The sequence below is a fragment of the Streptomyces sp. NPDC056144 genome (assembly GCF_042264145.1).
Lineage (GTDB): Bacteria > Actinomycetota > Actinomycetes > Streptomycetales > Streptomycetaceae > Streptomyces.
This window is the reverse complement of record NZ_JBHJVF010000005.1, coordinates 209,328-222,778: the sequence shown is the minus strand read 5'-3', so window position 1 is coordinate 222,778 and position 13,451 is coordinate 209,328. Positions and strand designations below refer to the sequence as shown.

Annotated in this window: 10 protein-coding genes; 1 reads left to right on the top strand and 9 read right to left on the bottom strand. The window is 70.4% G+C overall.

Annotated elements, in window-relative coordinates; all coding sequences use genetic code 11:
• The first annotated feature begins 207 nt into the window (after positions 1-207).
• Positions 208-2,505: a CDP-glycerol glycerophosphotransferase family protein gene (locus ACFC0Z_RS17685; protein WP_376438358.1), complete on the top strand. Its 2,298-nt coding sequence runs from the start codon at positions 208-210 to the stop codon at positions 2,503-2,505.
• 80 nt (positions 2,506-2,585) lie between these two features.
• Here ACFC0Z_RS17685 and ACFC0Z_RS17680 read toward each other — a convergent pair whose 3' ends face one another.
• The 9 genes from ACFC0Z_RS17680 to ACFC0Z_RS17640 all read right to left on the bottom strand — a co-directional run bounded on the left by ACFC0Z_RS17680 (position 2,586) and on the right by ACFC0Z_RS17640 (position 13,450).
• The gene (locus ACFC0Z_RS17680) at positions 2,586-4,514 is read right to left on the bottom strand and encodes a TIGR03960 family B12-binding radical SAM protein (RefSeq protein WP_376438355.1); all 1,929 of its coding nucleotides are present in this window, start codon (positions 4,512-4,514) and stop codon (positions 2,586-2,588) included.
• Between the two features lie 52 nt (positions 4,515-4,566).
• Positions 4,567-6,093, bottom strand: a complete 1,527-nt coding sequence (locus ACFC0Z_RS17675) for a CHAD domain-containing protein (RefSeq protein WP_376438352.1) — start codon at positions 6,091-6,093, stop codon at positions 4,567-4,569.
• A 19-nt stretch (positions 6,094-6,112) separates the two neighbouring features.
• Positions 6,113-7,309, bottom strand: a complete 1,197-nt coding sequence (gene rodA, locus ACFC0Z_RS17670) for a rod shape-determining protein RodA (protein WP_376438350.1) — start codon at positions 7,307-7,309, stop codon at positions 6,113-6,115.
• A gap of 19 nt (positions 7,310-7,328) precedes the next feature.
• Positions 7,329-9,518 carry a penicillin-binding protein 2 gene (gene mrdA / locus ACFC0Z_RS17665; RefSeq protein ID WP_376438347.1) on the bottom strand — a complete coding sequence of 730 codons (2,190 nt, stop codon included), beginning with the start codon at positions 9,516-9,518 and terminating at the stop codon, positions 7,329-7,331.
• A 19-nt stretch (positions 9,519-9,537) separates the two neighbouring features.
• Positions 9,538-10,206: a rod shape-determining protein MreD gene (gene mreD, locus ACFC0Z_RS17660; protein ID WP_376438344.1), complete on the bottom strand. Its 669-nt coding sequence runs from the start codon at positions 10,204-10,206 to the stop codon at positions 9,538-9,540.
• Positions 10,203-11,204, bottom strand: a complete 1,002-nt coding sequence (gene mreC / locus ACFC0Z_RS17655) for a rod shape-determining protein MreC (protein WP_376438341.1) — start codon at positions 11,202-11,204, stop codon at positions 10,203-10,205. The genes mreD and mreC overlap by 4 nt, the downstream gene beginning before the upstream one ends.
• Positions 11,205-11,317: 113 nt before the next feature.
• Positions 11,318-12,337, bottom strand: coding sequence for a rod shape-determining protein (locus ACFC0Z_RS17650; RefSeq protein WP_046905593.1), 1,020 nt, complete (start codon positions 12,335-12,337; stop codon positions 11,318-11,320).
• Positions 12,338-12,561: 224 nt separating this feature from the next.
• Positions 12,562-12,975, bottom strand: coding sequence for a nucleoside-diphosphate kinase (gene ndk / locus ACFC0Z_RS17645; protein WP_376438338.1), 414 nt, complete (start codon positions 12,973-12,975; stop codon positions 12,562-12,564).
• Positions 12,976-13,078: 103 nt separating this feature from the next.
• Positions 13,079-13,450, bottom strand: coding sequence for a DUF4233 domain-containing protein (locus tag ACFC0Z_RS17640; protein WP_376438335.1), 372 nt, complete (start codon positions 13,448-13,450; stop codon positions 13,079-13,081).
• Position 13,451 lies beyond the last annotated feature (1 nt).

Sequence of the window (13,451 nt, the reverse complement as noted above, 5' to 3'; positions counted from 1 at the left end):
AACTCGTGCGGTGCCGTGGCCCCCCCGAGCGCCGCAGCACTCCAGAATAAACGATCCGTCTTTCCGGGGTTCTTTCGTCGTTGGCCCGGCTCTCATCCGCTCTTCACGGCGCCACGGTCGCGAACACCACACCCGTTGACCCTTAGGCCTTACTCACACGCCTGTCATACTGCGTTCGAGCGGGTTCGACTGAGGAGAAACACGAGCATGCCGGCTGCAGCTGCCCCCCGATTCAGCGTGATCATCCCGGTGTACGGGGTCGAGGGCTACATCCGCGAGTGCCTCACGTCCATAGCCACGCAGAGTTACGAGAACGTCGAGATCATCGCGGTCGACGACTGCTCCCGCGACAGCAGCGGAGCCATCATCGACGAGATGGCCGCCCGCGACCCCCGTATACGGGCGGTCCACCGCACCGAGAACGGCGGCATCGGCGCCGCCCGCAACACCGGTGTCGAGCACGCCCGCGGCGACTACCTCCTCTTCGTGGACGGCGACGACTCGATCCGTCCCGGCTCCCTCGAAGCCCTGGCGAACCGGCTCGCCGAGGCCCAGGACCCCGAGATCCTCCTCTTCGACCACGTCCGCACCCACGTGGACGGCTCCGTCGAGGCCAGCCGCAGCGGCGAGATACTCGCCGGCATCCGCGACGAGGTCGTGAACCCCGTCGAGCACCTCGAACTGCTCCGCCTCTTCGCGGTGGTCTGGAACCGCGCCTATCGCCGGGACTTCTTCACCGGCGAGGGCTACCGCTTCACCGACGGCCTCTACGAGGACGCGCTCATGGTCTACACGAGCATGGCCGCCGCCCGGCGCGTCGCGGGCCTGGAGCACGTGGTCGTCGAGTACCGCCAGCGCCGCGCCGGCAGCTCCATGCGCAGCAGCTCCCCGCGCAAGCACTTCGTCATCTTCGAGCAGTACCAGCGGGTCTTCGACTACCTCGACGGCCGCCCCGGCCTCGACGAGTACCGCAAGGTCGTCTTCGAGCGGATGGTCTCGCACTTCCTCTACACCTTCGCCCGCGGCTTCCGCATACCCAAGAGCCACCGGCGCGCCTACCTCAAGCAGGCCGGCAAGGCCTACCGCCGCAACGAGCCCAAGGGCTTCACCCCGCCGCCCGGCATGGCGGGCCGCAAGTTCAAGGTGCTGCGCTCCGGCTCGTACACCGCCTTCGAGAGCCTCAAGCTCGTCAACGGCACCCGCGAGACCGTCTTCGGCGCCCTCGGCCGGATGAAGCGCTGGGGCGGCCGCAAGGCCCTGAAGACCTACTACTCCCTGCAGCGGCGCCTCCCCGTCGACCCGAACCTCGTCGTGTACTCCGCGTACTGGGGCCGCACCCCCGGCTGCAACCCGCTCGCCGTCCACGAGGCCGCCAAGCGGCTCGCGCCGAAGCTGCGCGGCGTGTGGGTCGTGAACCGCGCCCACGCCTCCGGCGCGCCGGCCGACCTGACGAAGGTCGCGCCCGCCACCTTCGCCTACTGGAAGGCGATGGCCCGAGCGAAGTACCTCGTCAACAATGTCAACTTCCCCGACTCCGTGATCAAGCGGCCGGGTCAGGTCCACCTCCAGACCCACCACGGCACCCCGCTGAAGCGGATGGGTCTCGACCAGCAGTACTTCCCCGCCGTCCACAAGAGCATGGACTTCGGCAAGCTCCTGGAGCGCGTCGACCGCTGGGACTACAGCGTCTCGTCGAACCAGCACTCCACCGAGCACTGGGAGCGCGTCTACCCCGCCGCCTTCCGGTCCCTGAACACCGGCTACCCCCGCAACGACGTGTACTACCGCGCCACCGCCGCGGACGTCCGCCGCATCCGGGGCGAGCTCGGCATCCCGGCCGGCAAGAAGGCGCTCCTGTACGCCCCCACCGTGCGCGACCACCAGCGGAACGCGTTCGTCTCGCGGCTCGACCTGGCCCGCTTCGCCCGCGAGCTCGGCCCGGACTTCGTCCTCCTCGTCCGCGCCCACTACTTCTACGGCTCCGACCCGGAGCTGAAGGCCCTCGCCGACCGGGGCGCGCTCGTCGACGTGTCGCGGTACCCGTCGGTGGAGGAGCTCTGCCTCGCGTCGGACGCGCTGATCACGGACTACTCGTCGATCATGTTCGACTTCGCCAACCTCGACCGGCCGATCGTCACGTACGCCGACGACTGGGAGATGTACCGGACCTGCCGCGGGGTGACCTTCGACCTGCTCTCCGGCGAGCCCGGCGACACCCCCGGCGTCGTCGCGGCCACCGAGGACCAGCTGATCGAGGCCTTCCGCGGCGGCGCCTGGGACGGCGAGCCGGCCGCGGCCCTGCGGCAGGCGTTCCGCGAGCGGTTCTGCGCGTGGGACGACGGCTTCGCCGCCGAGCGGGTCGTCCGGCAGGCCTTCCTCGGCGAGGAGCGGACGCGCCCGGCCTTCGTCCCGCTCGCCGAGCGGACGCCGGCCCCGTCGCCGCGCGTCGCCGAGGCGGGGTTCTGGCGGGCGGCGGACCAGGACGAGCTGGCGACCACCCCGTAACCACGGCTTCGTCACCACGGCTTCCCACGAAGAAGGCGCCCGGACCATGCGGTCCGGGCGCCTTCTTCGTGAATTCGCTGTTACTTCTTCACCGAGAGCGGCAGCAGCTTCTTGCCCGTCGGGCCGACCTGGATCTCGGTCTGCATCGCGGGGCAGACACCGCAGTCGAAGCACGGCGTCCAGCGGCAGTCGTCGACCTCGGTCTCGTCGAGGGCGTCCTGCCAGTCCTCCCAGAGCCAGTCCTTGTCGAGACCGGAGTCCAGGTGGTCCCAGGGCAGGACCTCCTCGTACGTGCGCTCGCGGGTCGTGTACCAGGCGACGTCGACGCCGACGGACGGCAGCGTCTTCTCGGCGCAGGCCATCCAGCGGTCGTACGAGAAGTGCTCGCGCCAGCCGTCGAAGCGGCCGCCGTCCTCGTACACCGCGCGGATGACCGCGCCGATGCGGCGGTCGCCGCGGGAGAGGAGGCCCTCGACGATGCCGGGCTTGCCGTCGTGGTAGCGGAAGCCGATCGAGCGGCCGTACTTCTTGTCGCCGCGGATCTTGTCCCGGAGCTTCGCGAGGCGCTCGTCGGTCTCCTCGGCGGACAGCTGCGGGGCCCACTGGAACGGCGTGTGCGGCTTGGGCACGAAGCCACCGATGGAGACGGTGCAGCGGATGTCGTTCTGACCGGAGACCTTGCGGCCCTCGGCGATCACGTTCATCGCCATGTCGGCGATCTGGAGGACGTCCTCGTCGGTCTCCGTCGGCAGGCCGCACATGAAGTACAGCTTCACCTGGCGCCAGCCGTTGCCGTACGCGGTGGAGACGGTCCGGATCAGGTCCTCCTCCGAGACCATCTTGTTGATGACCTTGCGCATGCGCTCGGAGCCGCCCTCGGGGGCGAAGGTGAGGCCGGAACGGCGGCCGTTCCTCGTGAGCTCGTTGGCCAGGTCGACGTTGAACGCGTCGACGCGGGTCGAGGGGAGGGAGAGACCGATCTTGTCCTCGGTGTACCGGTCGGCGAGGCCCTTGGCGATGTCGCCGATCTCGGTGTGGTCCGCCGAGGACAGCGAGAGGAGGCCGACCTCCTCGAAGCCCGTCGCCTTGAGACCGCGGTCGACCATCTCGCCGATGCCGGTGATGCTTCGCTCCCGCACGGGGCGCGTGATCATGCCGGCCTGGCAGAAGCGGCAGCCGCGGGTGCAGCCGCGGAAGATCTCGACGGACATGCGCTCGTGGACGGTCTCCGCGAGCGGCACGAGGGGCTGCTTCGGGTACGGCCACTCGTCGAGGTCCATGACCGTGTGCTTCGACACGCGCCACGGCACGCCGGAGCGGTTCGGCACGACACGGCCGATGCGGCCGTCCGGCAGGTACTCGACGTCGTAGAACGCCGGGATGTAGACCGCGCCGGTCTTCGCAAGACGGAGGAGGACCTCCTCGCGGCCTCCCGGCCTGCCCTCGGCCTTCCAGGCGCGGATGATCTCGGTCATGTCGAGGACGGCCTGCTCGCCGTCGCCGATGATCGCCGCGTCGATGAAGTCCGCGATCGGCTCGGGGTTGAAGGCGGCGTGGCCGCCGGCGAGCACGATCGGGTGGTCGACGGTCCGGTCCTTGGCCTCCAGCGGGATGCCGGCGAGGTCGAGGGCCGTGAGCATGTTCGTGTAGCCCAGCTCGGTCGAGAAGCTGAGCCCGAAGACGTCGAAGGCGCCGACGGGACGGTGGCTGTCGACGGTGAACTGCGGAACCTTGTGCTCCCGCATGAGCTCCTCGAGGTCCGGCCACACGCTGTACGTGCGCTCGGCGAGGACGCGCTCGCGCTCGTTGAGCACCTCGTACAGGATCATGACGCCCTGGTTGGGCAGACCGACCTCGTACGCGTCCGGGTACATCAGCGCCCAGCGGACGTCGGCCTCTTCCCAGGGCTTGACCGTGGAGTTCAGCTCTCCACCGACGTACTGAATCGGCTTCTGCACGTGCGGGAGCAGAGCTTCGAGCTGCGGGAAGACAGACTCGGCAGCAGACATCTCGAACCTTCGTGAGCTGGCAGGGGGGCGACTCTCAAGCGTACCCCGGTGCTCAGGGGGTCAGCGCCGCCTTGGATTTCCGGGCCCTGGCCCGGGCCCAGACGCCGGGCAGGGCGCGGGCCGCCTCCGCCGCGGCGGCCTCCTCCCTGCCGTAGAGAAGTCCCCAGGTGAAGGCCGATTCGCCGGCTCCGTGGGCCTGGACCGCGAGCTCGCGGAGGGCGGCGCGGGCGACGACGGCGTCCTGGTGTTCTCCGAGGAGGGACTGGACGGCCTTCACGCGCTTCGCGAGCCGTTTCGCGGGCCGGCCGAGGGTGGGGCGGGCGGCGTCGGCGGCGTAGCGGGCGCGTTTGGCGGCCTTGCGGGCCTCGTGGAGGGCGAGGTCCCGCTCGGGGCCGGGGTCGAGGGCGAGCGCGCGTTCGACGCGGTCGGCGAGGCGGCGGTGGTCCTTGCGGACGGCGCGGGCGAGGACCTCGCCGGCCTCGCGGGCGGCGGCCGCGCGGAGCGGCGGGGCGTCGAGGAGCGCGTGGAGCCGGTCGAGCAGGTCGAGGTACCGCTCCGAGTCGAGCGCGTCGAGCACCTGGCGGCGGGAGCTCCGGGCGCGGGCGGCGTCCCGGCGCCGCAGCCGGGCCTTGACGGGCCCGAGGACGAGCTCCCGGGGCAGGTCCGCGACCCGCTTCCGCAGCCGCGCGTCGAGCACCTCCAGGTCCCGGGCCCGCCCGAGCTCCCCGGCGAGCCACGTGAGCTCGTCGCGGAGGGGATCGGTGGTGTCCCGGTCGAGGACGCGCCGGTACGTGGTGAACGCGCTCCGCAGCCTCCGGCAGGCGACCCGCAGCTGGTGCACGGCGTCGGGCAGGTCCCGCCGCACGGCGGGATCGAGGGTGACGAGCGCCTCGACCTGCGCCCGTACGTACTCCAGAACGGCGGCCCCGGCGGTGCCCGGGCCGGGGATCGGCGGGGTCTCCGTGGCGGCTGTCACGGCCGCGCCCGTCTCCTCCAGGGCCCTGGCCAGTTTCGACGCGGACGCGGCAGGGCGGATGCCCGCCTTCCTCAGGCGTTTCTCGATCCTGTCGAGGATCTCCGGGTCGGCGTCGTCCGCCAGTTCGGCCTCCAGCTCGGTCCAGGTGGCGGCCGGGCCGTCGGGGAGGCGGTGGGCCCGGACGCTGTCCAGGGCGAGTTCGGCGAGGAGGGTGCCGTCGGGGGCGAGGAGGTGGGTGACGGTACGGGAGGTGCGGAGGCGGACGACGGGAGCGAGGGACGCGTGGCGGACGCGGGAACGGACGAGCCCCGCCAGCTCGCCCGGAAGGGTGTCGGCCAGCGGGGCCCTGATCTCGTCGCGGACGTCCTCGGCGACGGGGAACTTGAGGTGCCAGCCCTCGTCGTGCCCGCCGGCGCGCCGCCGCAGCGTGACCGCGTCGGCGGCCAGCCGCAGGTCGGGGGTGTCGTAGTAGGTCGCGTCCAGGGTCGTGGTGCCCCGGTCCGCGGCCGAGGCGACCTCCCGGACGCGTGTGAGGTCCGGAAGGCGCGTCTCCGCGGTCGCCTCGTACTTCCGCTCGGTCTCGCGCTGCGTCTCCGACGTCATACGTCGAATCTAGGCGCATCTAGGCCGTTATGGGCCGCTGCACCCTGATCGACTGGAGCAGCCCGATCGCCACCCACACCGCGAACATCGACGAACCGCCGTACGAGACGAACGGCAGCGGCAGGCCCGCGACCGGCATGATGCCGAGGGTCATCCCGATGTTCTCGAAGGCCTGGAAGGCGAACCACGCGATGATGCCGGCCGCGACGATCGTGCCGTACAGCTCGGTGGTCTCGCGGGCGATCCGGCAGGCCCGCCAGAGGATGACGCCGAGCAGGACGAGGATCAGTCCCGCGCCGACGAAGCCGAGCTCCTCCCCCGCGACCGTGTAGATGAAGTCGGTCTGCTGTTCGGGGACGAACTGGCCGCTGGTCTGGTGGCCCTTGAAGAGGCCCTCGCCGAGCAGCCCGCCGGACCCGATCGCGATGCGCGCCTGGTTGGTGTTGTAGCCGACGCCCGAGGGGTCGAGGTCGGGGTTGGCGAAGGCGGCGAAGCGGTTGATCTGGTACTCGTCGAGCATGCCGAGCGCGGTGACGAGCACCGCCCCGCCGATGCCCGTGCCGATGAGTCCGAGGACCCAGCGGTTGGAGGCGCCGGAGGCGAGGAGCACGCCGAGGACGATCACGGCCATGACCATGACGGAGCCGAGGTCGGGCATCAGCATGACGATGCCCATGGGGAGCGCGGCGAGGAGCAGCGCCTTGGCGACGGTCCGGTGGTCGGGGTGGAGCTGGTCGCCCGCGTCGACCTTGGCCGCGAGCAGCATCGCCATGATCAGGATGATCGTGATCTTGACGAACTCGCTGGGCTGGAGGGAGAAGCCGCCGCCGACCACGATCCACGCGTGCGCGCCGTTGATGGTCGCGCCGAGCGGGGTGAGGACGGCGAGGATCAGCAGGATCGAGAAGGTGTAGAGGATCGGCACCGCCCCGCGCAGCGTCCGGTGGCCGAGCCAGACCGTGCCGATCATCAGGGCGACCCCGATGCCGGTGTTGAGCAGGTGGCGGAAGAGGAAGTAGTACGGGTCGCCGTTGTTGAGCTCGGTGCGCCCCCGGGTCGCGGACCAGACGAGCAGCGCGCCCAGGACGGAGAGGGCGAGGGCGGAGAGCAGGATCGGCCAGTCGAGCCGCCGCAGGACCGAGTCGCGGGCGGTGAGGCGCGCGACCGGACCGCGGTCGGGGGTGTAGCGGGAGACGGAGAAGGTACGGGTCGTCATCGTGTCGTTCCTCGGTCCCTCAGTCCCTCAGGTGGGCGGGCGGGCCCGCGACCGGCTTCGCCCCGCCGGCCGCCGCTTCGGGGTCGACGAGCTGGGACTTGGGGTCGTAGGCCTTGATGGAGGGGGCGTCGATGGTGCCGTCCGCGTTGATCTTCGGCAGGGACTTCTGCGGCCCCGGCAACAGGGCTCGCCCGAGGTCCTGGTTGCCGGCGTCGTCGAGGCCGTAGATGGCGTCGTAGATGTTGCGCACGGCGGGGCCGGAGGCGCCGGAGCCGGTGCCGCCCTGGGAGATCGTCATGACGATCGTGAAGTCCTTGGTGTACGTCGCCAGCCAGGACGTCGTCTGTTTGCCGTACACCTGGGCCGTACCCGTCTTGGCGTGCATCGGGATCTTGTCCTGCGGCCAGCCGCCGAACCGCCAGGCCGCCGTGCCGCCGGGCTCGACCACGGAGCGCAGGCCCTTGTCGAGGTCGCTGATGGTCTGGGCGTCGACGGGCAGCTTTCCGTGCGGCGTGGGCTTGATCTCCCGGACGGACTTGCCGTCGGGGCTGATGACGGCCTTGCCGACGGTGGGGTTGTAGAGCGTGCCGCCGTTGGAGATGGCGGCGTAGGCGGTGGCCATCTGGATGGGCGTGACGAGGACGTCACCCTGGCCGATGGCGAAGTTGATGCTGTCGTACGCCTTCAGCTGGTTGCCTTCGAGGCAGCTCTCGTACGCGATCTGCTCGACGTACGTGCCGCCCTTCTTGCCCTGCTTGCACCAGGCGTCCTTGTTCGCCGCCCAGAAGTCCTGCTTCCACTTCCGGTCGGGGATGCGGCCCTTGACCTCGTTCGGCAGGTCGACGCCGGTCTCGGAGCCGAGGCCGAAGTCGCGGGCGGTCGTGTAGAACCAGTCCTTGGCGTCCTTCTTGGGCTTTATCCCGCCGTCCTTCTGCCACTCCTGGTGGCCGAGGGCGTAGAAGACGGTGTTGCAGGAGAACTTGAGCGCCTCGCCGAGGGTGATGGGGCCGTGCCCCTTGGACTCGAAGTTGGCGAAGCTGCGGCTGCCGAGGCTGTACGAGCTGCTGCAGTTGTACTTGTCGTCGAACTTGTGACCGGCCCGCACGGCGGCGCTCGCGGAGACCACCTTGAAGATGGAGCCGGCCGCCGCCTGGCCCTGGATGGCCCGGTTGAGCAGCGGGTAGTTGGAGTCCTTGCTCGTCAGGGCCGCGTAGTCGTTCGCGGAGATGCCGCCGACCCAGGCGTTGGGGTCGTAGTCGGGCTGGGAGGCCATCGCGACGATCCGGCCGGTCCTGGACTCCATGACGACGACGGCGCCCGAGTCGGCCTCGTACTTCCGGCCGGTGATCTTGTCCGTCTCGTTCCTGACCGCCTTCATCGCCTCGTTGAGCTCGTACTCGGCGACTCCCTGGACGCGGGCGTCGATGCTCGTGACGAGGGTGGAACCGGCGACGCCGGGGTCGGACTTCGTCTGCCCCATCACGCGCCCGAGGTTGTCGACCTCGTACCGGGTCACCCCGGCCTTGCCGCGCAGCTCCTTGTCGTAGGTGCGCTCGATGCCGGAGCGGCCGACCTGGTCGGAGCGGAGGAACGGCGAGTCGCTGTCCTTGGCCTTCTCGATCTCGCCGTCGGTGACGGGCGAGAGGTAGCCGAGCACCTGGGCCGTACGGGCCTTGCCGGGCGCCGGGTAGCGGCGGACGGCGGTGGGCTCGGCGGTGATGCCGGGGAAGTCCTCGGAGGCCTCGCGGATGGTCAGCGCCTGCTGGGTGGTGGCCTCGTCGGTCACCGGGATCGGCTGGTAGGGCGAACCGTTCCAGCAGGGCTTCGGCGTCTTCGAGTCGCAGAGCCGGATCTTGTTGATGACGTCCTCGGGCTTCATCTCCAGGACGCCCGCGAGCCGCGTCAGGACCGCCTTGCCGCGGTCCTTCATCTTCATCATCTCGGTGCGGGAGGCGGAGACGACGAGCCGGGTCTCGTTGTCGGCGATCGGCACGCCGCGGGCGTCGAGGATCGAGCCGCGGACGGCCGGCTGGACGACCTGCTGGACGTGGTTGTTCTTCGCCTCGTCCGTGTACTCCTTGCCGTTGCGGATCTGGAGGTACCAGAGGCGGCCCCCCAGGGTCAGGAGCAGCGAGAAGACCAGGATCTGGATGATGACGAGCCGGATCTGGACCCGCGGGGTCCGCCCGGTCTCGGGGATGTTGCTCATGCTGCCAAGGCCCCCTCGGTCACAGTCGCTTGACTCCCTTGATGCGGCCGGCCCGCGTGGCGCGGCCGCGGGCCGCCTTCACCCGCAGGCCGCCGCGCTGCTCGCCGATGCGCAGGCCGGTGCCGGAGGAGAGCCAGCCGGAGGAGACGTCGGCGCCGTTGGCCCCGGTCGCGTCGGCGATCGGGTCGTTCTCGGCTCTGCGGGCCAGGGCCATGACGAGCGGGACGACGAAGGGCGCGAGGAGCAGGTCGTAGACGGCCGCGGTGAACAGCAGGAAGCCGAGGCCGACGTGGCGGGCGGCGGTGTCGCCGACGAGGGCGCCCACTCCCGCGTACAGGAGGGTGGAGCCGACCGCGGCGGCCACGACGACGGCCATGGGTCCGACGGCGGAGGTCAGCCGGCCGTTCTCGGGCCGGGCGAGGCCCACGAGGTAGCCGATGACGCAGAGCACGAGGGCGTAGCGGCCGGCGGCGTGGTCGGCGGGCGGGGCGAGGTCGGCGAGGAGACCGGCGGTGAAGCCGATGAGGGAGCCGCTCATCGGGCCGTAGACCAGGGCGAGGGCGACGACGGTGAGGAGGACCAGGTCGGGGACGGCGCCGGGGAGTTGCAGGCGGCCGAGGACGGAGACCTGGACGACGAGCGCGACGACGATCAGGGTCGCGGAGAGGAGGATGCGGTTGAACTTCACGGTGTCGCGTCCCCCTGGTTCTGGTTCTGGTTCTGGTCCTGCTGGTTGTTCTCGTTCTGGGCCTGCTGGTTGTTCTGGTTCGCCTGCTGCCCGTCCGCGGGCGGGGTCGGCGTGACCGTGACGGTCGGCGCGGGCTTCGGCTTCTGCGGGAGGACCATGTCGCGGGGGTCCGAGCGGGGGGCCTGGACGACGACGCCGACGATGTCGAGCCGGCTGAAGCCGACGTACGGACGGACGTAGACGTTACGGGTCAGGCCGCCGCCCGCCGGGTCGACGCGCACGATCTCGCCGACGGGGACGCCGGGCACGAAGGGCTTGTCGCCGGCCGAGCCGAAGGTGACGAGCCGGTCGCCCGGCTGGACCTTCGCCTTGCCGTTGAGCAGCTGGACGAGGAGCGGGCCGTTGCCCTGGCCGGTGGCGAAGCCGAGTTCGTCGGTCTTCTCCATGCGCGTGCCGACGGTGAAGTCGGGGTCGTTGGCCAGGAGGACGGTGGAGGTGGAGGGGCCGACGGTGGTGACGCGGCCGACGAGTCCGGAGCCGTTGAGCACGGTCATGTCCCGCTTGATGCCGTCGCGGGCGCCGACGTCGATGGTCACGGTCCAGGAGAAGCCCTGGGCCGCTCCTATGGCGACGACCTGGGCGCCCTTGATGCCGTACTGGCCGGCTCCGGCGGTCTTGAGCATGGTGTCGAGCTCGCGCAGCCGGTTGCGGTTGCGGTCGTCGCTGCCGAGCTCGGCCTTGAGCTCGGCGTTCTCCTTCTCCAGGGCGGCGATCCGGGTGTTGCGCTCCCCGGAGTCGCGTACCGCGCCTATGGCGTTGCCGATGGGGTCGACGGCGGCCGCCACACCGTTCTCGACAGGCCCGAAGACCGCCGCGGCGGCCTGTCGGGCACCGTCGACGGGTGACTCCTGGCCGCCGCGGATGTCCACCGTGATCAGTGCGAACGCGATGGCGATCAGCAGCACCAGGAGCAGCCGGCTCTCTCGTGTGTCCCTCACGTGCGGCGGCCGTGCCTTTCCTCGTGGTCCGGTGGTGCGGTCGTGCTGTGTACGGCTGTGCTGTTGTACGAAGTTCCCCGCTGTTCGCCCGAACGGGTGAGGGGGAGCTGCGTTTAGCGGCGCGGCTGGGCGTCGAGGACCTGCTGGAGGGCCTCGAACTCCTCCACGCACTTGCCGGATCCGAGCGCCACCGAGTCCAGCGGGTCCTCGGCGATGTGGATCGGCATGCCGGTCTCGCGGCGGAGTCGCTCGTCGAGGCCGCGCAGCAGGGCGCCGCCACCCGTGAGAACGATGCCGCGGTCCATGACGTCACCGGAGAGCTCCGGCGGGCACTTGTCGAGGGTCGTCTTGACGGCGTCGACGATCGCGTTGACCGGCTCCTCGATGGCCTTGCGGACCTCGGCGGCGGAGATGACGACCGTCTTCGGGAGGCCGGAGACGAGGTCGCGGCCGCGGATCTCGGTGTGCTCGTCCTGGTCGAGGTCGTAGGCGGAGCCGATGGTGATCTTGATCTGCTCGGCGGTCCGCTCACCGAGGAGGAGCGAGTACTCCTTCTTGATGTGCTGGATGATCGCGTTGTCCAGCTCGTCGCCGGCGACCCGGATCGACTGTGCCGTGACGATTCCGCCGAGGGAGATGACGGCGACCTCGGTGGTGCCGCCGCCGATGTCGACGACCATGTTGCCCGTGGCCTCGTGGACGGGGAGGCCCGAGCCGATGGCGGCCGCCATGGGCTCCTCGATGATGTGCACCTGGCGGGCGCCGGCCTGGGTCGACGCCTCGATGACGGCGCGGCGCTCGACCCCGGTGATGCCGGAGGGAACGCAGACGACGACGCGGGGGCGGGCCAGGTAACGCCGCTTGTGGATCTTCAGGATGAAGTAGCGGAGCATCCGCTCGGTGATCTCGAAGTCGGCGATCACGCCGTCCTTGAGCGGGCGGACGGCGACGATGTTGCCGGGCGTCCGGCCGATCATCTTCTTCGCCTCTGCGCCCACCGCGAGAATGCCGCCGGTGTTGGTGTTGATCGCGACGACGGACGGCTCGTTCAGCACGATGCCCCGTCCCCTGACGTACACCAGCGTGTTGGCGGTCCCGAGGTCGACAGCCATGTCACGGCCGATGAACGACATTGAGCTCCCCTTGATTTCCCATGGCGGAGGGTGGTGCGGCGTGGAGTTTTCCATCGTAGTGCCGCCCGCACGCATGCCGCGCGGTGGTCCACCTCATGTACAGGTGACGGCAGATCGCGGCGATCCGTTCCCGGGACTGGCGTTCATATGCCTGGGGGCGACCGAAATTCCTCCGGTCGCCCCACAGGGTTCGGCCGATCGGATGATCGGACCGTGTCACCGGGTCAGACGAGACCCGGGAAGAAGATCTTCAGCTCGCGCTCGGCCGACTCCTCGGAGTCCGAGGCGTGGATGAGGTTCTCGCGGACGATGGTGCCGAAGTCGCCCCGGATGGAACCCGGCTGGGCGGCGATCGGGTCGGTCGGGCCGGCCAGCTGACGGACGCCCTCGATGACCCGCTCGCCCTCGACGACGAGCGCGACGACCGGACCGGAGGACATGAAGCCCATCAGCGGCTCGTAGAAGGGCTTGCCCTTGTGCTCGCCGTAGTGCTGCTCCAGGGTCTCCTGGTCCAGCTCGCGCAGCTCCAGGGCCGCGAGGGTCCAGCCGGCCTTGCGCTCGATGCGACCGATGATCTCGCCGATCAGGCCACGGCGGACGGCGTCGGGCTTGAGCAGGACGAGCGTGCGCTGGCTCACGGGGGAACTCCTTCGGAAAAGCGGTGTGCGGGCCTCCGAGGCTACAGGGCCCGCCCGCCCTTCGATTACGCAGCGTCAAGCCCTGCCGTGGGCGAACCGGGCCTCAGGCGGGCTGCCCCGCCCCTTCCGGAGCCTCGGCGGCCGCCGCCTGCTCCGCCCAACGGGCCTTGATGCCGTCGACCTTGCGGCCGTAGTGCACGGAGCACCACCACAGGACGGCGAAGACCGCCCCGAGGGCGTACATCACCGGGACGAAGAAGCCGCTGGCGATCAGGCCGATCTGGAGCGCCCAGCCGAGCTGTACGCCACCGGGGCGGGTGACCATCCCGCAGAGCAGCACCGACAGGACCATCGCCGCGCCGCAGACCCACCAGACGGTGGAGGTCGACAGGCTGTCGTCCTTCATGGCGACGAGACCGGCGAAGCCGATCACGAAGAACTCGCCGATGAGAGTGGAGGAACAGAGCACGCGCATC

Excerpts from the sequence above, each read along its gene's own strand:
- ACFC0Z_RS17685 (WP_376438358.1), top strand. The coding sequence starts at position 208 with ATGCCGGCTGCAGCTGCCCCCCGATTCAGCGTGATCATCCCGGTGTAC.
- ACFC0Z_RS17675 (WP_376438352.1), bottom strand. The coding sequence starts at position 6,093 with ATGACGTCGGAGACGCAGCGCGAGACCGAGCGGAAGTACGAGGCGACC.
- ACFC0Z_RS17680 (WP_376438355.1), bottom strand. The coding sequence starts at position 4,514 with ATGTCTGCTGCCGAGTCTGTCTTCCCGCAGCTCGAAGCTCTGCTCCCG.
- rodA (WP_376438350.1), bottom strand. The coding sequence starts at position 7,309 with ATGACGACCCGTACCTTCTCCGTCTCCCGCTACACCCCCGACCGCGGT.
- mrdA (WP_376438347.1), bottom strand. The coding sequence starts at position 9,518 with ATGAGCAACATCCCCGAGACCGGGCGGACCCCGCGGGTCCAGATCCGG.
- ACFC0Z_RS17640 (WP_376438335.1), bottom strand. The coding sequence starts at position 13,450 with ATGCGCGTGCTCTGTTCCTCCACTCTCATCGGCGAGTTCTTCGTGATC.
- ACFC0Z_RS17650 (WP_046905593.1), bottom strand. The coding sequence starts at position 12,337 with ATGTCGTTCATCGGCCGTGACATGGCTGTCGACCTCGGGACCGCCAAC.